At 71.0% G+C, this 21,491-nt stretch carries 18 protein-coding genes and 1 pseudogene; 5 read left to right on the top strand and 14 right to left on the bottom strand.

Translation table 11 applies throughout. From position 1 onward, the window contains the following. Positions 1-90: 90 nt before the first annotated feature. Positions 91-507 (bottom strand): hypothetical protein, encoded by a 417-nt coding sequence (locus HUT10_RS05785; RefSeq protein WP_254896707.1) that lies wholly within the window; start codon positions 505-507, stop codon positions 91-93. Between the two features lie 132 nt (positions 508-639). Between HUT10_RS05785 and HUT10_RS05780 the strand changes: the two genes are divergently transcribed. After that, positions 640-984: a hypothetical protein gene (locus HUT10_RS05780; protein WP_176170212.1), complete on the top strand. Its 345-nt coding sequence runs from the start codon at positions 640-642 to the stop codon at positions 982-984. 22 nt (positions 985-1,006) lie between these two features. Here HUT10_RS05780 and HUT10_RS05775 read toward each other — a convergent pair whose 3' ends face one another. Continuing rightward, a complete protein-coding gene (locus tag HUT10_RS05775; RefSeq protein WP_176170211.1) occupies positions 1,007-3,592 on the bottom strand; it encodes a LuxR C-terminal-related transcriptional regulator in 2,586 nt (861 codons plus the stop codon). Positions 3,593-3,716: 124 nt separating this feature from the next. Here HUT10_RS05775 and HUT10_RS05770 point away from each other — a divergent pair, with 124 nt between their 5' ends. Next, a complete protein-coding gene (locus HUT10_RS05770) occupies positions 3,717-4,088 on the top strand; it encodes a cupin domain-containing protein (protein ID WP_176170210.1) in 372 nt (123 codons plus the stop codon). A 21-nt stretch (positions 4,089-4,109) separates the two neighbouring features. Beyond that, on the top strand, positions 4,110-4,715 hold the full coding sequence (locus tag HUT10_RS05765; RefSeq protein WP_176170209.1) for a DUF998 domain-containing protein: 606 nt from the start codon (positions 4,110-4,112) through the stop codon (positions 4,713-4,715). A gap of 129 nt (positions 4,716-4,844) precedes the next feature. Here the strand turns inward: HUT10_RS05765 and HUT10_RS05760 are convergent, their stop codons facing one another. The 12 genes and pseudogenes from HUT10_RS05760 to HUT10_RS05715 all read right to left on the bottom strand — a co-directional run bounded on the left by HUT10_RS05760 (position 4,845) and on the right by HUT10_RS05715 (position 18,883). Then, positions 4,845-5,087: a hypothetical protein gene (locus tag HUT10_RS05760; protein ID WP_176170208.1), complete on the bottom strand. Its 243-nt coding sequence runs from the start codon at positions 5,085-5,087 to the stop codon at positions 4,845-4,847. 38 nt (positions 5,088-5,125) lie between these two features. After that, on the bottom strand, positions 5,126-5,737 hold the full coding sequence (locus tag HUT10_RS50535; RefSeq protein WP_254896706.1) for a hypothetical protein: 612 nt from the start codon (positions 5,735-5,737) through the stop codon (positions 5,126-5,128). Further along, positions 5,734-7,119 carry a cellulose binding domain-containing protein gene (locus HUT10_RS05755; RefSeq protein WP_254896705.1) on the bottom strand — a complete coding sequence of 462 codons (1,386 nt, stop codon included), beginning with the start codon at positions 7,117-7,119 and terminating at the stop codon, positions 5,734-5,736. Before HUT10_RS05755 ends, HUT10_RS50535 begins: the two co-directional genes overlap by 4 nt. A gap of 19 nt (positions 7,120-7,138) precedes the next feature. After that, positions 7,139-8,470, bottom strand: coding sequence for a glycoside hydrolase family 43 protein (locus HUT10_RS05750; RefSeq protein WP_176177692.1), 1,332 nt, complete (start codon positions 8,468-8,470; stop codon positions 7,139-7,141). Between the two features lie 57 nt (positions 8,471-8,527). Then, complete coding sequence (locus HUT10_RS05745; protein ID WP_176170207.1) at positions 8,528-9,925, bottom strand: endo-1,4-beta-xylanase; 1,398 nt, start codon at positions 9,923-9,925, stop codon at positions 8,528-8,530. Positions 9,926-9,961: 36 nt separating this feature from the next. Beyond that, complete coding sequence (locus tag HUT10_RS50530) at positions 9,962-10,453, bottom strand: cellulose binding domain-containing protein (RefSeq protein WP_254896703.1); 492 nt, start codon at positions 10,451-10,453, stop codon at positions 9,962-9,964. A gap of 119 nt (positions 10,454-10,572) precedes the next feature. After that, positions 10,573-10,866 (bottom strand): annotated as a pseudogene (locus HUT10_RS50525) (GDSL-type esterase/lipase family protein); the annotation flags it as partial. Positions 10,867-11,040: 174 nt separating this feature from the next. After that, positions 11,041-11,787, bottom strand: coding sequence for a glycoside hydrolase (locus HUT10_RS05735; protein ID WP_254896702.1), 747 nt, complete (start codon positions 11,785-11,787; stop codon positions 11,041-11,043). 155 nt (positions 11,788-11,942) lie between these two features. Next, complete coding sequence (locus HUT10_RS05730; RefSeq protein ID WP_176170206.1) at positions 11,943-13,028, bottom strand: SGNH/GDSL hydrolase family protein; 1,086 nt, start codon at positions 13,026-13,028, stop codon at positions 11,943-11,945. A 23-nt stretch (positions 13,029-13,051) separates the two neighbouring features. Beyond that, positions 13,052-15,022: an alpha-L-fucosidase gene (locus tag HUT10_RS05725; RefSeq protein ID WP_176170205.1), complete on the bottom strand. Its 1,971-nt coding sequence runs from the start codon at positions 15,020-15,022 to the stop codon at positions 13,052-13,054. An 11-nt stretch (positions 15,023-15,033) separates the two neighbouring features. Next, positions 15,034-16,509, bottom strand: coding sequence for an arabinofuranosidase catalytic domain-containing protein (locus HUT10_RS05720; protein ID WP_176170204.1), 1,476 nt, complete (start codon positions 16,507-16,509; stop codon positions 15,034-15,036). Between the two features lie 19 nt (positions 16,510-16,528). Further along, complete coding sequence (locus HUT10_RS05715) at positions 16,529-18,883, bottom strand: ricin-type beta-trefoil lectin domain protein (RefSeq protein WP_176170203.1); 2,355 nt, start codon at positions 18,881-18,883, stop codon at positions 16,529-16,531. A gap of 389 nt (positions 18,884-19,272) precedes the next feature. Here HUT10_RS05715 and HUT10_RS05710 point away from each other — a divergent pair, with 389 nt between their 5' ends. After that, positions 19,273-20,016, top strand: coding sequence for a FadR/GntR family transcriptional regulator (locus tag HUT10_RS05710; RefSeq protein ID WP_254896701.1), 744 nt, complete (start codon positions 19,273-19,275; stop codon positions 20,014-20,016). Between the two features lie 113 nt (positions 20,017-20,129). After that, complete coding sequence (locus HUT10_RS05705) at positions 20,130-21,491, top strand: RICIN domain-containing protein (RefSeq protein WP_176170202.1); 1,362 nt, start codon at positions 20,130-20,132, stop codon at positions 21,489-21,491.

Below are 21,491 nucleotides of genomic sequence, written 5' to 3'. Positions count from 1 at the left end.
CCGCTTTCGACGAGGTCGCCGATGTCGACGAACCCGCCGACCGCGGTGAGGATGCCGAGGGTGACGGCGAGGAGCTTCTTGCTCACGACGTCACGCCCCAGCGGGCGAGCTCGCCGATGAGCCCCTGCAGTTCGGCGTCGACCTCGTCGAGCCGGCGTCGGTGCCGTCACCGAGCCCGTCGTCGAGCCGGTGGGCCACGGCGACGGCGCGATCGGTGATCGAGGCGAGGGCGGCGCGGGCCCGGTCATCGGTCAGCTTCCCGACGTCCTGCCCGGCGGAGGCGAGCTCATCGACGGCGTCCCGCACGGTGATCGACAGGCTCGGCACCGGCGGCACCCGGTCCCGGTCGGCGGTGACGACGAGCCGCAGGAGTTCGAGCTGGCCACGGATCTCGCGTCCGGCGTGCACGGTGTCCGCCTGGGGGTCGGTGCTGCAGGCTGTCACCAGGGTGGTTACCGCAACGACGGCCGCCGCCGCGCACAGCCGGGTTCGGCGCAACGCAGTCACTTCGCCGGGATACCCGCTCGTGGTCCGGACAAACGGGGGACTCTCCAAGGTGGACAGACCGGACTTTTCGCCGTTGTGGCCGGCGGCGCTACAGTGCCTTGTGATGGGGAAGTCATCAGCGGATCCAGGGCCGTGGCGGTCCTGGAAATCATCGACGACGACGGCGAAGCGGAAGCGTTGCAGATCGCCTTGCTGGACGGCACGTCGGTGGTGTGCACCGTGTGGACGGACTGGTCCCTGCGGGTCGAACGGCGGCCGGACACGGAGCTCCCGGACTACCTCTGGCCGGTGGACGCCTATTCTCGCCGGCCGATCGTGCCGGACATTCCGGAGGGCGGCTTGGAAGTCAGGTCGCTGGTGACGTCGGCCGACGAGGCCGGCACCCCGGTGGCTGCCGACCTCGAACTCGACGGGTACCGGATTTCGGCTCGATCCTGGGGCGGGCGGATCGTGCTCTCGGTGGTCAGCCGACCGTGACGTAACCGCCGCCGGTCCGGGCTCACCCGGCCTCTGCTTCGAAGACCGCTCCCAGCTCCCCGAACTGCTTAGCCGCCGCCGCGAACAACTCTGCGTCGCCGTTGCGGCGGGCCAGTGCGCGGGTCACCGCCGCCGCCGTCCAGGTGTTGTGGGTTGCGTGGTGCTCGGCTCGGCTCAAGTACTCCTCCGCGTCCGGGGCGTCGAGGACCACCGCCAGCTCGGCCGCCACGCCCGCCGCGTAGCCGTTGAAGCGGCCCGGGGTGAACCTTGCGCCCGCTTCCGGTAGCCGCTCGGCCAAGCCCGTGCCCGTGTGCAGGGCCACCCTGGCCCGGACGAACGCGTCCAACGGGGCCAGGTTGGCCGAGCCGGCCGGGGTGGGTACGCCCGCGACCGCCGCCGCGCGGGCACGCCAAGCCGCCATCGACGGCTCGTCGCCGGACAACCCCGCCGCCAGCGCTGCCGCCAGCAGGGGGACGCCGAGCGTTGCGTTGCGGGGCAGGCTCGCCCGCCACAGCTCGTCGGCCGCTTCAAGGGCTTCGGCGAAGCGGCCGGTCAGGGCCAGGGTGGTGACCAGGCCGCTCGTGCCCCAGTACGGGTGGCCGGCCAGGGCCGGGTCTCCCGCCGCGCGTCTGCTCAGGGCCAGTGCGTCCGACAGCGCCCCGGTGGCCACGGCGTAGGTGATCGCGGCCCGGAACGCGTCCAGCACCTCGACCGCCGCGTGCGGGTCGGTGCGGTCCAGCGTCGTGACCAGGGAGAGGCGTTCCTCGGTCGTGCGGTACGCCTGGTCCGGACGGCCTGCCAGTGCCTGCGCCGTGCACCGGGCGTCCAGGGCGGCGCTGAGCAGGAGCGGGTCCCCGGACGCCGCCGCCACGGCGCGCTCGGCTGCCTCGGGGTCGACCGACTGCGGGCCGGATCCGGACCGCCACGCGCGGGCGACGGCGACACCGGCCGCCGGTGCTTCGGCGGCTTCGGCGAGCAGGCGGTCCAGTTCGGCGTCCGGGACCGGGTCGGTGATGAACCCGGAGCCGCGGAAGCGTTCGGCCAGCACGACCGCGGCGGCCAGGCAGGACGCCCGCGTCGCGGGGTCGCCGGTGGCGCGTCCGGCCGCGACGAGCAGCAGGTCGAAGTGGTCGCGGGCGTGGGTGAGCAGGTGCACGCCGCTGCCGGCCCTGGCCAGGTCGGCGGCGGCGACCGCGGCGGACGGGGCCCGGTCCGCGGCCGTGCGCCAGTGGGCCACCGCCTCCGCCAGGAACCCGCGCGCGTAGGCGAGGCGGGCGAGGTCCGCGGTGAGGTCGTGCGCCGGCTCGCCTTCGGCGACACAGGCGCGCAGATCGTCGGCGACGCGGTCGAACCCGTCACGCCAGTCGCCACCCAACCGGCCGGTCAGCTCCCGGGCCCGCCGGGCCGCCCACTCCCGGTGGCGAACCCCCACCTCCACCGCCTCGCCGGAAGCCGCCAGCTGCTCGCGGGCGAACCGCGCCACGCCGTCGAACAGCGTCCAGACGCCCTCCTCCCGGTGCGCCGTCACCAGGGACTTGTCCACCAGCCGCCCCAGCACGTCGGACACCGCGCCGAGCGACAGGTCCGGGGCCAGCGCCGCCGCGTCGGCCAGCGCGAAGCGGTTGCGGAAGCGGGATACCCGGGCCAGGACCGTGCGCTCCTCCGCGTCCAGCAACCGGTGGCTCCACTCGATGACCGACCGCAGCGACTTGTGCCGGTCCGGGCCGCGGCCGGTGGCCAGCACGCGCAGCGGGTCGTCGGCCAGCCCCGCGCGCAGCGCCTCGATGCCCAGCGAGGCCACCCGCGCCGCCGCCAGCTCGATGTTCAGCGGTGAGCCGCCCAGCTCGCGGCAGAGTGCGGCGAGCTGCGCGGGATCGGCGTCGAACGCCGGGTCGACTGCCCGCGCCCGTTCCGCGAACAGCTCGGCCGCGGCCGGCAGCGGGCCGAGCTGCAGCACCGTTTCGCCGGGCACGCCGAGCCGCTCGCGGCTGGTCGTCAGCACCCGCAACGCCGGGTTCGCCGAGGTCAGGGCGGTGATGACGTCGGCGACGTCGTCGGCGACGTGCTCGCAGTTGTCCAGCACCAGCAGCGCCCGGCCGGCCAGCTGCGCCGCCACCGCGTCGGGCAGCGGCTGCTGCGGGTGGGGGAGCACGCCGAGCCCGGCCGCCACCGATTCCAGCACCGAACCGGGCCGGCTGGGGACGAGGTTGACGAACGTCGCGCCGTCCGGGAAGTGCGATGCCGCCGCCTCGGTTGCGGCCACCGCCAGCCGGGTCTTGCCCATGCCGCCCGGGCCGAGCACGGTCGTGACCCGGCTCTCGGCCACCAGCCGCACCAGCGCGTCGCACTCGGCCGCGCGCCCGACGAAGCTCGTGGGCGGCCGCGGCGTCCCCGTGACCAGGCCCGCCGGGGTGGCCGGCCCCGGCGCCCGCGCGGCCAGTTCCCGCCGGTCACGGGCGTCCAGCTTCCGCAGCAGCGCCGACACGTGGCTCTCGACGGTCCGCACCGACACGTAGAGCCGTTCGGCGATCTCCGCGTTGGTCAACCGGTCCGCGAGGGCCAGCAGCACCTCGCGCTCGCGCGGCGAGATCGTCGGCGCGGTCGGCATGGCCCGAGTATGCCGCACCCGGGTGGATCTCCGTGGCGGATTCCGTGATCTCCACGGATGCCCCGGGCCCCGGGCCGGCCCGAAGATCACTCCGGAACGAAAACCGACCAGAGGGGAACCCACCATGGTGGTCATCGCGAAGGAAGACGACCTGCGCATCGGCAGCGGGCGCACCGCCCGGTTCGAAGGCGGGGCCTACGGCTCCGGCGTCTCCTTCTTCCACGTCCACAACACCGAAGGGCAGGGCCCGGACGCCCACGTCCACCCGTACTCGGAGACCTGGGTGGTGCTCGCCGGGCAGGCGCTCTTCCGCACCGCCGACGGCGAGGGCCTGGCGGGCCAAGGCGACGTCGTGGTCGTCGGCGCCGGCACCGCGCACGCGTTCCGCGCCGTCGGCCCCGAGCCGCTGCGGATGATGTGCATCCACGCCTCCCCGCGCATCGAGCAGGACTTCCTCGACGACGACGCGGCCGCCGAAGCCGGCGTCACCTTCTGAAAACCCCCGAAAGGAACTTCCATGGACATCACCCTCGCCCGCCCGGCCGGCTCCGCACGCCTGACCTGCCTGGCCCTCGCGGCTCCACTGTGGACCACGGTGGCGCTGGCCCAGGCCGCCACCCGCGACGGCTTCGACCTGACCCGGCACCCGCTCAGCGCGCTCGGCACCGGCAGCCTCGGCTGGGTGCAGATCACGAACTTCGTGGTCGCCGGCGTGCTCGTGCTGATCGGCGCGCCCGGCTTCGGCGGAGCGGTCTCCCGGCTGCTCGCGGTCTACGGCGCCGGGATGATCGCGGCCGGTCTGCTGCCACCGGACGCGGGCGACGGCTTCCCGGCCGGCACGCCCGCCGGGCCGCCGTCGGCCCTGTCGTGGCACGGGTACGGCCACCTCGCGGCCGGCAGCGTCTCCTTCCTCGCGCTGATGGCCGCCTGTTACGTCCTCGGCCGCCGGTTCGCCCGGGCCGGGAACCGCCGGGACGCGGCGTTCTCCGTGCTCGCCGGCACCGCGCTGCTGCTCGGCAACGCCTGGGCGATGAGCGGTGGCCGGGCCGGCAGCCTGACCCTCGCCGCCGGCGTGATCACCGCGATGCTGTGGATTTCCGCCGTGGCCGTCCGCTCCCGCTGATCGCCCGCGCGGGTGATGGGCTGCCCGCAGGCCGGCTGGTCACCACCCAGGCCGTGCCGGCGGGCACCCTGCTGTTCACCCTCGAAGGCGAGCTAGCCGATCCCGGCTTGGGCCAAAGATCACCTTCCACTACGCCAGCACCGAGTACGACATGGCCGAGCCCTTCGACTGCCGGTGCGGCAGCTGATGCTGCCGCTCTACCTGCGCCGCATCGGCATGGACATCGGCAAGCGCGTCGTGCTCGGCGACGGCGCGACGGTGAGCGCGATGTGCCAGGCCCACACCGCGGACCCAGCCGCGGCGGAAGGGCAGGCTCCGGCCGGTGCCGGAGCCGCCCACCCAGGCGTTCTGGCAGGTCGACCGGACCTTCACCGTGCCCGGCGAGCAGCCGGGCCGTCGAAGTTCGCCTGCTATGGCGCCGTCAGGTCGAACCGTTGAAGCGTGACCGAGCCGCCGAGCGCCTGGGTGGCGTGGTTGAAGACGGCGAACCGGTAGCCCATGAAGAACTGCCAGGCGTTGTTGAGGGTGAACGCCGTGCCCAGCGGCGTGAAGTTCACCCCGTCGGTGCTGTAGGAGAACCGGGCCTGGCGCCCGGTGCCGGGACGGATGTCGGCGTTGGCGCGCAACCAGATCTTGCTGCCGGGCAGGTCGGCGCCGGCCACCTCGGTGCCGGTGCCGGTCGTGTTCCAGTTGCCGTCCATGGTCAGGCCGTTGACCATCACCACCCGGTTGCGGCCGCCGTCGCGCTTGACGCCGATGTAGGCCGAGGAGTCCCGCAGCATCGCCAGTCCGGTGCGGTCGCCGTCGCGCATCGACGTCAGGTCGAGCGTGGCGGTGGCCGTGGAGGACGGCCCCTGGATACGGTGGGTCAGCGTGTTGCGGGCGGAATACAGGTCGTTGGTGACCGTGGCCGTCGACAGCTTGAGCCCGTTGCCGACCGAGAACTTCGTCGTGTCCGGGTTGTGGTTCCACTCCCACTGGGGGCTCAGCGCCGGGCCGGGGAAGGTGTCGGTGCCGGTCATCGGCTCGACCTGGCGCGGTGGCGGCGGCAGGTTCGGTTTCGGGTAGGTCGTGCCCCAGCGGCCGCTGACCGTCTGGAGCTTCGGCCAGCCGTCGGCCGTCCAGGTGACCGGGGCGAGCGCGGGCACGCGGCCGCCGGGGTAGGCGTCGACGAAGGCCAGGTAGTACCAGTCGCCGTTCTGCGTCTGCACCAGGCCGCCCTGGTGCGGGACGCCGCCGCCGGAGATCGGGCCCGGCAGGTCCAGCAGCACCTGCTGGATCGTGTACGGCCCCAGGGACTGCTCGCCTTGAGGATGTACTGGCCGTTGGCCGGGCGCGTCACGAAGATGTAGTAGCTGCCGTTGCGCTTGTAGAACCGGGAACCCTCGAGCGTGCCGATGTTCGACGGCGTCTGGAAGACCTGCTGCGACCGGACTTCGGTCTTCCCGTCCTTGGAGAGCTGGGCGACGCTGAGGGTGGTGTTGCCGTAGGCGACGTACATGGTGTCGTCGTCGTCCACGAGCATGCCCGCGTCGTAGTAGCACTTGTCGATGGTCGAGAGCTTCGACCAGGTGCCGTCCACGGCGGTGGCGGTGTAGATGTAGGTCTTGGCGAAGTCGATGCAGCCGCCCCAGTAGTAGGTGTCGTTGCCGGCCCGGTGGTTGAAGAACGACGCCCAGATGCCGCGGACGTACCCGCGTCCGCCGCTCATGTCGTACTTCGCGCCGAAGTCCAGTTTGGGCACGGAGTGGCCGGCGAACTCCCAGTTCACCAGGTCGTAGGAGCGCAGGATCGGGGCGCCGGGGGAGTAGTGCATCGTCGAGGCCGAGTAGTAGTAGGCGTTGCCGACGCGGATGATGTCGACGTCGGCGAAGTCCTGCCACAGCACCGGGTTCGTGAAGGTGGTGGGCTGGTTCGGCGTGGTCGTGGTGGTCGGGGTCGTCGGCGTGGTGGTGGGGGTCGTCGGCGTCGACGGCGCCGTGGGCTCGACGCCGCCGGTGCAGAGGGTGCCGTTGAGCCGGAACTCCGACGGCGTCGGGTTGGCCGAGGTGAACGAGCCGTTGAAGCCGAACTCCGCCTTGCCGCCGGTGGGGATGGCCGCGTTGTAGGCGACGTTCTTCGCGTTGACGGTGGTCCCGGACTGGGTGATGGTCGCGTTCCAGTGCTGGCCCACCTGCTGGCCACCGGTGAACAACCAGGTCAGTGTCCAGCCGTCGATCGCGTCACCGAGGTTGGTGATCGACACGGACGCGCCGAAGCCGCCCTGCCATTCGGAGGTTTTCGTGTAGGTGACCGAGCACCCGGCCGCGGCGTGCGCGGCCGGGGTCGCCACCAGGACGGCGCCGGCGAGGCCGGTCGCGGCGAGCAGGGCCGAAGCGGCCGCCCGGGATCGTCGGCGTGACACCACGTTTGTCCTTTCCGTCTCAGGCGGCGAACTGCCACCAGTTCACGTTGAAGAGGTAGCCGCTGCCGCCGGTGAACCGCAGGACCAGGTCCTGCGTGCCGGTCACGCCGCTGACCGGGCAGGAGACCGACGTCCACGTCTGCCAGCCGCCGGTGCCGGGAACCGTGCAGCGCCCCACGACCGTGCCGGTGGCGCTGCCGAGGCGGACCTCGATCGTGCCGCCGGAGCCCGCCGAGGCGACCCGGGCGGTGAACGTCTTCGCGCCCGCCCCGAAAGCGACGTTGCGGACCTTGACGTTGTCACCGTTCTCGATCCAGCCGATGTTCATGCCGCCTTCGGAGGCCGGCTCGGTCTCGATCCCCGATTCCCAGTTGATCGTCTCCGCTTCCTGCCGGGTGTAGGGGTCGAGTGTGTCGGCCGGCGGCGGCCCGCTGGTCGTCATGGTGATGGTGGGGATGCTGCCGTCGGCGTTGTAGGCGAACTTCTCCACGGCCACCGAGCGGGTGTAGCCGCCCCCGCCCGGCAAAGCGCCGTTGTGGTAGAAGAAGTACGAGCCGCCCTTGTAGTCGATGACCCCGGGGTGGTTGGTGAAGCTGCTGCCCTGCGTGGGCATGACCGTGCCGCGGTAGGTCCACGGCCCGGTCGGGCCGGGCGCGGTCGAGTAGGCGATGAACTCCGAGCAGCACTTGGCCGCGAACACGTTGTAGTACGTGCCGTTGCGCTTGTAGACCCAGGGCCCTTCCTCGTACAGTGTCGGACGGCTGCCGCCGTTCGGGCGGGTGCCGAACCCGGCCGTGGTGAGCGGGATCTGGTTGATCCCGCCCGAGTACGACGTCATGTCGGTGTTGAGCCGTACGTAGGACAGGTTCGGGTTGCCCCAGTACAGGTACGCCTGGCCGTTGTCGTCGATGAAGACGGTCGGGTCGATCTCCCCGTTCTCGACGAGCGGACGGCCGATGGCGTCGCGGAACGGCCCGGTGGGGCTGTCCGCGACGCCGACGCCGATGGCCATCCGGCCGGTGGCGCGGTTGACCACCGGGACGTACCAGTAGAACTTGCCGTTGCGCTCCACGGCCTGCCCGGCCCACGCGTCCTGCTTGGCCCAGCTGAACGTCGCCAGGCTCATCGGCGAGCCGTGGTCGGTCCAGTTGACCATGTCCGCCGACGACCAGACCCGCCAGTCCTTCATGGTGAAGTAGGTCGAGCCGTCCTCGTCGTGCCCGGTGTAGAGGTAGACACGTCCATTGTGGACGAGCGGGGCCGGGTCGGCGGTGTAGATGTGCTGCACGATCGGGTTGTCGGCGTGCGCGGTGCCGGGCAGGAGCGCCATCGCGCACAGGGCCGCGGTCATCCAGGCGAGCACGCGCTTTCGGTGGTGCACGATGGTCTCCTTCGTCGGGGGAGCGGGTCAGCTCGCGGCGCAGGTCGCCGTGATGCCGTCGGCGCTGCCGGTGCCCTGGAAGCCGAACTCGGTCGACTGCCCGGCCGCGACGCTGCCGTTGTAGGACACGTTGGACCAGGTGACGCTGCCGGTGGTGCCGCTGTTGGTGGCGCTCCAGCCGTTGGTCACGGCCGCGCCGCCGGGCAGGTTCGTCGTCACCCGCCAGCCGTTGAGGGCGGTGGATCCGGCGGTGACCTTCAGGTTGGCCACGAAGCCGCCGTTCCACTGGTTCAGCGTGACCGAGGCGGTGCAGCCGCTCGGGTTCGGCGTGGTCGGGGTCGTCGGCGTGGTCGGCGTGGTGGGAGTCGTCGGCGTGGTCGGGGTCGTCGGGGTGGTGGGGGTGGTCGGCGTGGTCGGGGTGGCGGAGTTCAGGGCGTCGAGGACGCTGTTGTAGGCGGCCTTCTTGTTGCCGTTGCCGTCGAAGAGCAGCGGGTTCTCGCCGGTGCGCCAGGAATCGGTGTCGCGGATGCCCCACGTGGTGATGCCGGCGCAGCGCGCGACGGCCACGCAGGCACGGGTCACCGCGGCGTAGGCGTTCGCCTGGTTGGAGCCGGAGATGTCGAGCTCGGTGATCTGGACCTCGACGCCGAGGTCGGCGAACCGCTGCAGGTTGGCCTGGTAGTCACCGGGCGGGTTGCCGGACAGGTGCGACTGGAAGCCGACGCAGTCGATCGGGACGCCGCGGGACTTGAAGTCCTTCACCATGTTGTAGACACCGGTGCTCTTGGCGTTGACGCCGTCGGTGTTGTAGTCGTTGTAGCAGAGCTTCGCGTTCGGGTCGGCGGCCCGCGCGGCGCGGAAGGCGGCTTCGATCCAGTCGTTGCCGGTGCGCTGCAGGTTCGAGTCGCGCCGGCCGCCGCTGCCGCCGTCGGCGAACGCCTCGTTGACGACGTCCCAGGCGTAGATCTGGCCCTTGTAGTGGGTGGCGACCTGGGTGACGTGGTTCATCATGGCCGAGCGCAGGTCGGAACCCTCCATGCGCTGCGCCCAGCCCGGCTCCTGCTGGTACCACAGCAACGCGTGCCCGCGCACCCGCTTGCCGGTGCTCACCGCCTGGTTGAGGATCCGGTCGCCGCCGCTGTAGTTGAACTGCCCGCGGTTGGGCTCGGTGGCGTCCCACTTCATCTCGTTTTCGGGAGTGACCATATTGAACTCCCGGTTGAGGATGTTCACGTAGGTCGAGTCGCCGAGTTTCCCGGCCGCGACGGCGGCGCCGAAGTACCGGCCGCTCTGGGCCGCTGCCGCGCCCAGCGTGGAGGCCGCGCCGGCCGCCGAGTGGGCGAGGACCAGCGAAACCCCGAGCGACGTGGCCAGGAAAGCCGAAGCTGCCGCGGCTCGGGAGAACGACCGCGATGTCATCTTCATGTGTACACCTTCATTTCGTGGGGAACGGGTGCGCGGTCACGGGCTGGTGCACGTGGCCGCGCCGAGGCTCGCCGCGCCGGGTCCGGACACGAGGAAGCCGAAGGTCGTCGAGGCGCCGGCGCCGAGCGCGCCGTTGTAGGCGACGTTCTGCACGGTCACCGAGCCGGTGCCGGTCGCCGTGCCGCCCCAGATCTGGGTGATGCCCTGGCCGCTGGGCAGGCTGAACTTCGCGGTCCACCCGGTGAAGGCCGCGGTGCCGCTGTTGGTGACGGTCACCTCGCCCTGGAAGCCGCCGTTCCAGCTGCCCACGATCCGCGGGGTCGCGGTGCACGGGCCGCCCGCCGGGGGCTGCGGGTCGTCGCCGCCGATGCTGCCGGGCACCGCCTTCAGCGCGTTGTACCAGGTGGTGGCCATCTTGCTGTAGCCGGCGGCGTTGGGGTGGATGCCGTCCGGCAGGTCCGAGACGGCCACCGAGGGGTACATGTCGACCAGGTGGACGCGCTTGCCGGCGGCGGCCTTGGCCCGCATGTCCGGGGCGATCGCGGCGTTGAAGGTGCGGACGGTCTGGTCGGCGAAGCTGATCGGGATGATGGTGGCGACGAACAGGTCCGTCCCGGGGACTGGTTCGTGATCTTGTCGACCAGGGCCGACAGCCGCCGCGGCGCACCGGCCGGGTCGCTGCCGTACATGTCGTTGGTGCCGATGTGCAGCAGGATCGTGCGGGGTTTGTAGGTGTTCAGCCAGCCGGTGACGTTCGCGTCGATCTGGGCGATGGTCCAGCCGGGGTGACCTTCGTGATTGCGGTCGGGCATGCTCGCCGGCCCGTCGGCCAGCGAGCCGACGAAGTCGATCGAGCGCCCGTCGGCCCGCAGCTTCGCGCCGAGGTCGAGGCGGTAGCCGCCGATCGAGCCGCCCTGGGTGATCGAGTCCCCGAGCGGCATGACCGGGACCGCGGCGGCGCCTGCCGCGGTCCCGGGGACGACCACCGAGGCGGCGATGGCCGCCAGCACGCCGATCAGGAAATGCGCGATTTTCATCGGAATCCTTCGGGGACCGGATCGGGTGTAAATTACATTTCGATGCGCTTGGGGAAGCCAGTCGAAACTTTCGCCGTGCTAATTGATGCTCTGGGAGAACGAGTTGACCGCGAGACCGACCCCGCCGCTCCACGGCTCGAACCCGGCCTGGATGCTGGTGAGGTACCAGGACCGGTCGACGCGGGTGCGGTTGTCGACGTCGTTGACGAAGTCGAGCACGTTGAACGACCAGCCCGACAGGGTCGACTGGGCCACGTAGGACACCACGTCGTTGCCGCCGTTGTTGCCCTGCCACACTTCCCAGCCGCGGCCGCCGATGCTGGTGGTGCCGACCCGGCCGCCCACCGGCTGCACGCCGCCGGTGCGGTTGAACCAGATCATGATCTCCATCTGGTTGACGCCGTTGGTCTTCGCCGTCGGGTCCAGCCAGATGTCGTAGGAGGCGTCGAAGACGCCGCCGGCGTAGGTGTAGGAGATCGACGACGGCGCACTGCCGATGCGGCTGAGCTGCCGGGGCAGCGGCGAGCCGGGGGAGCAGTTCGAGTAGTGGCACCCGAGGTAGACGGCCGGGTAGGACAGCGGCGCCCCGCCGCTGGTGGAGCCCTGCTGCGTCTGGATCCGGAACCCGCTCCCGGTGACGTTGATGCACTGCTGCGCGCTGCTGCCCCACCGGTTGTTCATGACGACGTAGCGGCCGCCGATGGTGGTCGAGCCGTACTGGTCGCAGATCAGGGTGTCCGCGTGCGCGGCCGGGGCGACGGCGACCGGCGCCGCCAGCCCGGCCGCGGCGAGCAGTGCCGCGGACAAGGCGTTCCTCAGCTTCATGGGTGTCCTCCACGTCGTTGTGGCGTTTTCTGGGAGCGCTCTCAATCTGAGGCGGTATCGATGTAACCACAGCGACGGGCCGGTGCAAAGAGGGTCGCGGTGATCAATTCCCGAAGTGCGTTGTCGTCGAGCCGCAGAATTGGGAGCGCTCCCGGTCAGGCGGCCGCCCGGAGGGTCCACTTCTGGTTCGCCTGCCCATTGCAGGTCCACAGGATCAGCTTGGTCCCGGCGGTGGTGCCCTGCCCGGTCGCGTCGACGCACTTGCCGGACTGCACGCCGGTGAGCGTGCCGTCGGCGTTGACGTTCCACTGCTGGTTGGCCTGGCCCGAGCAGGTCCAGATGATCACCGGGGTGCCGTCGGCGGTGCCCTGCCCGGAGGCGTCGAGGCACTTGTTCCCCGCGGTGGTCAGCTGCTTGCCGCTGGGCGTCCACGGCGCTCCGGCGCAGTCCGCCAGCCGCACCGCGGTGCCGTCGGCCGTGCTCGGGACGTCGGCGCAGCGGCCCGACTGCGTGCCGACGAGCTGCCGGGCCGAGGACTGCCCGGGGGTACCGATGCTGCCCGGGACCGCCTGCAGCGCCGCGTACCAGACCGCGGCCATCTTGTCGTAGCCGCCTGCCGTGGGGTGGACGCCGTCGATCAGGTCGGCGGTGGTCAGCGCGTCGTGCATGTTCACCAGGTGCACGTGCTTGCCGGCGTTCTGCTTGCCCTGCACGATCCCGGGGATGGCGGCGTTGAAGGTGCGCGCCGCCGCCTCCTGGCCGCTGTTGGCGATCGGGATGATCGTCGCCACGAACACCTCGGCGTCCGGTGCCGTCGCGGTGATGTGGTCGATCAGGCCGGAGAGGCGGGCCGGCGCGCCGCCGACGTTGTAGTTCTGCAGGACGTCGTTGGTGCCGATGTGCAGCAGGACCGTGTGCGGGGTGCTGGTGCGCAGCCAGGACACGATGTTCGCGTCGATCTGGTCGATGCGCCAGCCCGGGTGGCCCTCGTGGTCGTGGTCGCCGAGGGACGCCGGCCCGTTGGACTGCGAGCCGACGAAGTCCACCTGGTACCCGCCCGCGGTGACCCGCTGCCAGAGCCCGATCCGGTACCCGCCGGGCACCTGGGTGCCTTCGGTGATGGAATCGCCGAGGGGCATCACCCGGACCCCACCGTTCGATTCGGCGGCGGCGGTGCCCGGCAGCAGGGTGCCGGCCAGTACCGCCGCGGCGGCGGCGAGCCACCCGAGCCGTGTGCGCATCTCTTCTCCTCGATGATCCGCCGTCAGACGGCGGTGATGGTCCACTGGTTGTTGGTGCTGCTGTTCGGCGTCCACAGGCCCACGCTCGAACCGGCCGCGGTGTTGCCCATGCCGTCGAGCGCGGTGCCGGTGGCCCGGTTGACGATCTGGTACCGGCCGTTGCCCAGGCTCGTCAGCTTCCACTGCTGGCTGGTGGCTCCGGTCCAGGCCGTCTGTGCGCAGGTGGCGCCGTTGGCCGTGTTGCCCCTGCTGTCGGCGACCAGCCCGTTGGTGCGGTTGACGATCCGGACGTACCCGCCGCCGGCGTCGGTCAGCTGCCACTGCAGGTTCGTGCTGCCGTCCCAGTTCCACTGCTTGAGCGGGGACCCGGCGGCGACGTTGCCGCCGCTGTCCAGCACCAGGCCGGTGGTGCCGTTGGCGATCCTGGCCCAGCCGGTCGGCAGGGGACCGGAGCCGGGCGTCGGGACCGGGCCGGAGAACGTCAGCTTCACCACGTACGCGGGCGCGTCGAACGGCGGGGTGGCCGACGGGAGCGCGACGCGCAGCGCGGAGGCGTCCTGCACGGGAGCGGGCAGGGTGGTGGGGGTGCCGTTCGGGCCGAGCAACTGGGCCGACACCAGCGTGCTGAGGTTGATCCGGTTCGAGCCCAGCGTGGTGATCGGCAAGGTGCTGCCCGGCCAGCCCAGCACGGTCGCGTACAGCACCGTGCCGTCCTTGCTGCGGGTGAACCGGACGTCGGTCTTCGTCCCCTCCACCGGGGTGGTGAACGAGCCGCCGCCCATCTTCGTCGGCCCCTCGCCGTACACCGCCCACGCGCGGGTGCCGTAGACGGACTCGCCGAACCGCTTGAGGTAGTCGCCGATGCCGAGCAGGATCGTGCGCTGGCCGGAGGGGATGGTGCCGTCGGCCATCGGCGCGATGTTCAGCAGCATGGTGCCGTTCTTGCTGACCCGGTCGAGCAGGGAGTGCAGGATGGCCTTCATCGAGTAGTAGCCGATGCCGGTGGTGTAGCACCAGCTGGAGCTGGAGATGCTGTCGTCGGTCATCCAGTACGGGCTCAGCAGGTCGCCCGGCCCGCCGCGTTCGAAGTCGAAGACCTCACCGCGGTTGTCGAACCCGTCCTTGTAGGTGGCGACGACGTCCTTGTTCCACGCCACCGCCTGGTTGTAGTAGTGCGAGAGGAAGTTCAGCCGCTGGGTCTCGTCGACCTGGGTCAGGTTGAAGTCCTGGTAGACCAGGTCGGGCTGGTAGCCGTCGACGACCTCCCGGAGCTTGTCGAACCAGAGCTGGTTCTCCGCCGTCCGGCCGTTCTGGCCGAAGAGCCGGCGCAGCGAATCGGTCGACTGGGCCGGCACGTGGTCGTAGTACCCGGTGAAGTGGTACGCGTGGTGCAGGGCCGCCAGCAACCTGAGGCCTTTGGCGCGGATGGCGTCCGCGTGCAGCCGGAGCAGGTCGAGCTTGGGCCCGGTCTTGACCGAGTTCCACTCGTTGGCGCTGCTGTTCCACATCGAGTAGCCGTCGTGGTGCTCGGCGACCGGGCCGGCGAACTTCGCACCGGCGTCGGCGAAGAGCTGCGCCCACTCCGCCGGGTCGAAGTTCCCGCCCGCCGACTTGAGTTTCGGCGCGAACTGCACCCAGTTGCCCGCCTTGTCGCGGGCGCCGTTGATGAAGTTCTGGTACGGCCACGCCGACGGGTCGCCGAACACCTGCTTGTGGTGGTTGTTCTCGTTGGACCCGTCGATGTACATGTTCCGCGGGTACCACTCGTTGCCGTACGCCGGGACGCTGAACACGCCCCAGTGGTAGTAGATGCCGAACTTGGCGTCCTGGAACCACTCCGGCGCGGGTGGGTGCTGGTCGACCGACGCCCAGCTCGGCGTGTAGCTGCTGGGTCCCTGGGTCGCCCACCCGGCGGGGACGCGGACCAGGCCGGCCGCCGCGGCGGCCCCGGCCACCACGATCAGCCGGCGCCGCGACAGCTCGAACGAAGACATCCGGTGACCTTTCAGCTCAGGGACCACTTCTGGTTGTTCGCGCCGGTGCAGGTGGCCAGCTGCACCGCGGTGCCGTTCGCGGTGCCGGAGCCGGCGACGTCGAGGCACAGCCCGGACTGGACACCGGTGACCGTCCCGTTGGTGGTGAACGTCCACTGCTGGTTGTTCTGCCCGTTGCAGTTCCAGATGATGACCTTGGTGCCCGGCGTGGTGCCCTTGCCGGAGGCGTCGAGGCAGCGGGTGTTGCCGCCGCTGTAGACGTTCAGCTCGCCGGTGCCGGTGCGTGTCCACGTCTGGTTCGTGCCGCCGTTGCAGTCCCAGATCTGGACCGCGGTCCCGGGGGTGGTGCTGATGCCGTTGACGTCGAGGCACTTGTTCGCGCCCACCGCGTGCACCGCGCCGGTGTTCGTCGAACCGCCGCCGCTGGCGTAGCCGGCCGCGGTGACGCTGGCCTGCACCGCGTTCTCCGTGGCGTCCGTCGGGAAGCCGCTGGTCACGGCGCCTTCGAAGAACTCGCCGACGCCGGAGTTGCTGTTGTCACCGCCGGTGCCCAGCAGGATCGACGGCTCCAGCTTCATCGGCGCGTAGCCGCGCGGCAGCCCGCCGGAGTACGGCGTGGTGAGGCCGCCGGTGGTGGCGTCGCCGTACTTCAGGGTGAAGTTGCCGGTGCCGTTGTTCTTCTCCCACGCGCTGACGAACGGGTGGTGCACGCCGGGGTTGTTCGGATCCTTGTTCGAGCCGGTTCCGGTGTGGTACATGCCGTTCTCGAGGTCGGCCTCCACCCACGGGCCGGTTCCGGTGCAGCCGTTGAACCAGCAGGCGGTGCCCCAGTAGATGGCGTTCATGGTGGAGTTGCCGGTGTCGTTGTGGGAGATCTCGCCGCTGCCGTAGTCGAAGCAGCACCACTGGTTGACGTAGTTCGACGAGGTGATCATGTAGATCCCCTCCGGCTGCGCCCCGACCGGCACGTTCCTCGCGTTGTCGATCCGGTAGCCGACGCCCTGGGTGACCTTGATCCCGTACACCGGGTGCCCGCCCACGGTCACCGGCAGCGCCATCGCGTCCGCGCCGATGTCCGAGCCGTTCGGGCCGGGGCCCTTCCAGAACCCGCCCCACGAGATCGGCAGGTCGTTGTGGTTGGCCGTCTGGTCGTAGATCTTCGTGACCGTGCACTTGGTGCCGGCGCAGAAGGAGACCTGCGGGGCCGAGTCGGCGACTCCGCCGGCGGCCAGCAGGCCGATGTCGAGGTACCGCTGGTCGGAGGCCCGCTGGAGCTGGTAAAGCGGGCCGTTGTAGGCCCCGAACAGGGCGCGGGTGGTGCTGTGCGCCGTGACGCACGGCGTGCCGGCCGCGGCGTAGAGGTCGCACGCCTCCTGGGTGGCCGCCTGGGCCGTGGTGCCGGTGGCGGCCACCGCTCCGGTGGCCAGCACGGCGGCCGCCACGACGGCCTGGACGGTTCTGAGCAACGAGCGCTTGCGGAAGACCATGGCCGAACTCCTTCGTCCGTCAGCCGAGAGTCCACTTCTGGTTGGTGGCGCCGGTGCAGGTGGCCAGCTGGATCAGCGTGCCGTTCGCGGTCGAGGAGCCGGTCACGTCGAGGCACAGCCCGGACTGGACCCCGGTGATCGCGCCGCTCGCGGTGACCTGCCACTGCTGGTTGGCCTGGCCGTTGCAGTTCCAGATGACGACCTTGGTGCCGGGGCTGGTGCCCTGGCCGCTGGCGTCGAGGCACCGCGTGCCGGTGTAGACGGTCAGCTCACCGGCGCCGGTACGGGCCCAGGCCTGGTTGGTCCCGCCGTTGCAGTCCCAGAGCTGGACCGCGGCGCCGGGGGTGGTCGAGACGCCGTTGACGTCCAGGCACTTGCCGAGGGCACGGACCGGGCCTGCCGCCGGGGTGGTGCTCCCGCCGGTACCGGCGGCGGCGATCACCTGCTGGGCGCCCGACGGCCAGTTCGTGCCGCTGACCTGCACGTTCCCCGTCAGCACGTTGTTGTGCGGCGAGCCGGTGGCCACCTGCGTCGCGCCGCCGTTGTACCAGTTGCCGCTGAAGGTGCTGTCGTTGGTGTTGTTGCTACCGTTGGCGTTGGTGAAGGCCCAGACCCCGGAGTCCTGGATCACGTTGGCCGACAGCGTCACGTACCGGGAGCCCTCGTCGAGGTACAGCCCGACCGTGCGGTTGTTGTCGTAGATGTAGTTGTGGTCGATCGAGCTGCCCGGGTTGGCGGAGAGGTTGTAGATGCTGCCGCCGTCGTGCATGAGCTTCTTCGTGCCGTGCACCCGGTTGTAGCTGACGACGGTGTCCCGCAGCGTGGTCGGCGTCGAGTAGACGGGCTGGTAGTCGTACAGGCCGCGGTTGCGGTAGTCCTGGCTGCCGCCCTGGTCGTTCGCGCCCCAGCCCCAGCCGACGTCGATGCCGTCGTAGGTGAGGTTCGAGACGTCGTTGTGCGTGATGACGGTGTGCGTCGCGTAGGTGGAGAGGATGCCGGCCATCTCGCGGTAGTCCAGGGCGACCCGGTTGACCGTGTTGTACGAGATGGTGACGTCCCGGTTCGTCATGGCGGTGTTCGACGGGTGGTGGGCGTCCGGGCGCACGCCGCCGACGATGACGCCGCCCCCGGAGACCTCGGTGAACGTGTTGTGGTCCACGGTGATCGACGACGCGCCCAGCCCGACGCCCGAGGCGTGTGCGTTCGCGTCGTTGCCGATGCCCAGCGCCACCTGGCCGAGGTGGGTGAAGGTGTTGCCGCTGAAGGTGATCCCGCTGGCGGCCGAGACCTGGACGGCGGCCGGCGCCTGCGCCCAGCTGTTGCGGGCGCCTTCGAACTGGCGGCAGCCCGACTGGCAGGAGGTCAGGAAGTCGGACGGCATCGACGCGGCGGCCGCGAGGAACGTGCCGGTCTGCTGGTTCGCGTACCCGACCGACGTGCTGGGCGTGAGCCAGGTGGTGTGCTCGAAGTTCAGCCCCTTGAAGGAGATGTCGCGCACCGGGCTGTCGTAGGTGCCGCCGATCTGCAGCAGCGAAGTCAGCCGCGGGAGCTCGACGTCGTGGCTGCCCGGCACCCAGCCGGAGGGTGCCTTGTAGTACAGCTTCCCGGCCTGCGGGTCGAGGTACCACTGGCCGGTGTTCTTCAGGAACGAGTAGGAGTTCTCCAGGAACAGCTGCCCGCCGCCGAACGGCTTGGCGAGGGTGTCGTAGCCCCAGTTGTTGTTGTTCCACGCCGGTTGCTGCATGACGATCGAGGCGCCGCTGATGCGGTCGACGGGGGAGTACCGGTCGGTGAAGGAGTTCTGGCTCTCCACCTCGATCCGGTTCTGCTGCGGCAGCGTGGCCAGGTAGTTCAACGCGGAGTTGGTGATGGTCATCCCGGACGTGGTGAACTGCACGTCGTTGCGGGAGAGGGTGATCCCCGCGCGCGGGGCGAGCGCGCCGTCGACGAACAGCTGCCGCGAGTCGGCGCCCACCGGCACCGGCGCGACCCAGATGTTCTGGCCGGCGTCCTGCACCGACCAGCCGGTGACCTGGCTGCCGCCGGAGAGGACCGGCTTCTGGCCGGGCGCGGCCTGCCAGGTGATGGTGTGGCCGTTCTGCCCGGAGTCGGCGCTGGTGAACCGGAGCGGCGCGGACAGCCGGTAGGTGCCGCCGGCCAGCTGCACGACGACGTCGCCGCCCGCCGACTGGGCGCGGGCCAGCTGCTGGGCCTTCGCCGGGGTGGCGACCGGCTGTGCGGACGTGCCGGGGTTCGAGTCGTCACCGTCCGGGGCGACGGAGATGGTGACCGTCGCGGCGTGCGCGGACGGGGTGACGAACGCGGTCACCACGAGGGCGGTGACGAGCGCGGCGGCGGTGCTGCGCGGCGGCATGGGCGGGGACCTCTCCGTGACGGCGGCGATCGGGCGCGCCGGACCGTCCACTGTGTACTGGTACCGGCGCCCGGCCGGCCGCGGCGCGGGGCCGGGCGGCTCGGTCCGGCGGTGGACCGGGCAGGATGTGTACGACTCATCCGAGGCGGGCGGGTGCCGGGCGCGCTTCGAAACTTTCGAGGCCGTCCGGCAGCTTTCCGTTGGTGCGTCGGAGATCCATGAGAACAGCGTGCCTGCCCGGCGTCAAGCTGCGAGCAGGACCATTGCTCCGGACCGTCGTCCCTTCGTGCACGGGGGCTGTAACTTACAGGTTGGCCTGACAAAGATTGACCGGGTGGCGGGTCAGCGAGGTAAGGTGCTGCCCGGGCCTGCTGAGTCATACTCATTGCGTGACCCGTGACGAGGAAGTAGCACCGCCAGTCCCGTACCGCCCCGGCTACGAAGTCGTGGCGGAGCAGATCCTCCGGCTGATCGCCGAACTGGAACTGCGGCCCGGCGACCGGATGCCGACCGAAAACGAGCTGGCGGCGCGGATGGGCACCAGCCGGACCATGGTGCGGGAGGCCGTCAAGATCCTCTCGGCCATCGGCCGGGTGCGAGCGCACAAAGGACGTGGGCTGTATGTCTCCGACGACGAGGGCATGCTGGGCGGTTCCCGGTGGGGCGGCTTCTTCCTGCCCGCCGATCTCGACCACGTCTACATGCTCTTCGAGTTCCGCCGGATCCAGGAGACGGCGGCCAGCCGCCTGGCCGCGGCCAACGCCACCCCCGCGGAACTGCGCGCGATCGAGACCGCCGCCGAGACCTGCCGGCACGGCCACCTGACCGGGCAGATCGTGCTGTTCGACCGGGGCGACGACGACTTCCACGCCGGGATCGCCGCCGCGTCGCACAACCAGTTCCTCGTGGCGGCCATCGGCGAGTCCCGCCGCCTGCAACGCCAGTCGAACATCATCGGGATGTCCGGTGCGATCGGCGGGCACGCGGCGGGCGCGATCGAGGAGCACGCCGCGATCTACCAGGCGATCCGGGCCGGTGACCCGGACGCCGCGGCGCACGCCACCGGCGTGCACCTGGACAACACGCTGGAGGACTACCGGCGGGAGATCCAGCGCCGGCTCTTCGGCCGGTGACCACGTCCGCCGGACGTTCCATTGTGGACCCTTACGCTCCCGGGAGCTCCCCCGGCCCGGGAGGACGACGACGTCCGTAGACAGTGCTGTTTACAAGCAGAGGGAGCCGTTTGATGGTGAAGAGATCCCTGTTCGCCTCCGCCGTGATCGGAGCCGTGCTGGCGCTGGGGGTGAGTGGCACCGCGCAGGCCGCCCCGGCCGAGGTGCCGGCGCCGGCCGCCGCGGCCGCCGGCACCGCGGGCTGCGGGAAGGCACCGGGCCTGGCCAGCGGCAACCACACGATCTCCAGCGGCGGCCAGAACCGCAGCTACATCCTGCGGGTGCCCGCCAACTACGACAACAACCACTCCTACCGCCTGTTCGTCGGCCTCCACTGGCGGGGCGGCACGATGAACGACGTCGACTCGGGCGGGACCGACGGCTACAACTGGTCCTACTACGGGCTGCGCCGGCTGGCCGACAGCTCCGGCAACAACACGATCTTCGTGGCGCCCCAGGGCAACGGCAACGGCTGGGCCAACCCGAACGGCCAGGACGTCACCTTCATCGACGACCTGCTGCGCGAGCTCGAGGCCGGCCTGTGCGTCGACACCACGCAGGTGTTCGCCGGTGGCTTCAGCTACGGCGGCGCCATGAGCTACGCCCTCGCCTGCGCCCGCCCCACGGTGTTCCGCGCGGTGGCCGTCTACTCCGGCGCGAACCTCAGCGGCTGCAACGGCGGCACCCAGCCGGTCGCCTACATCGGCATGCACGGCATCGCCGACAACGTCCTGCCGATCTCGTCCGGACGCGCGCTGCGCGACCAGTTCGTGCGCAACAACGGCTGCACGCCGCAGAACCCGCCGGAGCCGGCCAGCGGCAGCCGGACCCACATCGTCACCGCCTACTCCGGCTGCCGGGCCGGGTACCCGGTCGTCTGGGGCGCCTTCGACGGCGGGCACGACCCGGGGCCGAAGGACGGCGGCGGCAGCGGCTGGCAGACCTGGACCTCCGGTGAGGTGTGGAAGTTCATCACCCAGTTCGGCACCGGCACGCCGCCCACGCCGCCGGTCCAGACCGGCGTGAACTACCGGCTGACCGCCCAGCACAGCAACAAGGTCGTCGGGATCACCGGCGCCTCGACGGCGGCCGGCGCGCTCATCGAGCAGGAGTCGGCCAACGGCGGGCTCAGCCAGCAGTTCGACTTCGTCGACTCCGGTGACGGCTACTACCGCGTCCGGGCGCGGCACAGCGGGCTGGTGCTCCAGGCCGCCAACGCCAACAGCGGGGCGGACATCGGCCAGCAGGCCGACACCAACGCCACCGCGCAGCAGTGGCGGGTCGTCGACCAGGGCAGCGGCGCGATCAGCCTGGTGAACCGGTTGAGCGGGCTGGCGCTGGACGTCTGGGGAGTGTCGACCGCCGACGGCGCGCGGATCTCCCAGTGGACGTTCACCGGGAACCCCAACCAGCGGTTCCAGCTCCAGCGTGCCTGA

The sequence above is a fragment of the Amycolatopsis sp. Hca4 genome (assembly GCF_013364075.1).
In the GTDB taxonomy this organism is placed as follows: Bacteria; Actinomycetota; Actinomycetes; order Mycobacteriales; family Pseudonocardiaceae; genus Amycolatopsis.
Note: the sequence above shows the minus strand (reverse complement) of the source record. Positions and strands in the feature narration are given on the sequence as shown.

Excerpts from the sequence above, each read along its gene's own strand:
- HUT10_RS05775 (WP_176170211.1), bottom strand. The coding sequence starts at position 3,592 with ATGCCGACCGCGCCGACGATCTCGCCGCGCGAGCGCGAGGTGCTGCTG.
- HUT10_RS05770 (WP_176170210.1), top strand. The coding sequence starts at position 3,717 with ATGGTGGTCATCGCGAAGGAAGACGACCTGCGCATCGGCAGCGGGCGC.
- HUT10_RS05765 (WP_176170209.1), top strand. The coding sequence starts at position 4,110 with ATGGACATCACCCTCGCCCGCCCGGCCGGCTCCGCACGCCTGACCTGC.
- HUT10_RS50535 (WP_254896706.1), bottom strand. The coding sequence starts at position 5,737 with ATGACCGGCACCGACACCTTCCCCGGCCCGGCGCTGAGCCCCCAGTGG.
- HUT10_RS05750 (WP_176177692.1), bottom strand. The coding sequence starts at position 8,470 with ATGACCGCGGCCCTGTGCGCGATGGCGCTCCTGCCCGGCACCGCGCAC.
- HUT10_RS05745 (WP_176170207.1), bottom strand. The coding sequence starts at position 9,925 with ATGAAGATGACATCGCGGTCGTTCTCCCGAGCCGCGGCAGCTTCGGCT.
- HUT10_RS50530 (WP_254896703.1), bottom strand. The coding sequence starts at position 10,453 with ATGCGGGCCAAGGCCGCCGCCGGCAAGCGCGTCCACCTGGTCGACATG.
- HUT10_RS05735 (WP_254896702.1), bottom strand. The coding sequence starts at position 11,787 with ATGAAGCTGAGGAACGCCTTGTCCGCGGCACTGCTCGCCGCGGCCGGG.
- HUT10_RS05730 (WP_176170206.1), bottom strand. The coding sequence starts at position 13,028 with ATGCGCACACGGCTCGGGTGGCTCGCCGCCGCCGCGGCGGTACTGGCC.
- HUT10_RS05725 (WP_176170205.1), bottom strand. The coding sequence starts at position 15,022 with ATGTCTTCGTTCGAGCTGTCGCGGCGCCGGCTGATCGTGGTGGCCGGG.
- HUT10_RS05720 (WP_176170204.1), bottom strand. The coding sequence starts at position 16,509 with ATGGTCTTCCGCAAGCGCTCGTTGCTCAGAACCGTCCAGGCCGTCGTG.
- HUT10_RS05715 (WP_176170203.1), bottom strand. The coding sequence starts at position 18,883 with ATGCCGCCGCGCAGCACCGCCGCCGCGCTCGTCACCGCCCTCGTGGTG.
- HUT10_RS05705 (WP_176170202.1), top strand. The coding sequence starts at position 20,130 with ATGGTGAAGAGATCCCTGTTCGCCTCCGCCGTGATCGGAGCCGTGCTG.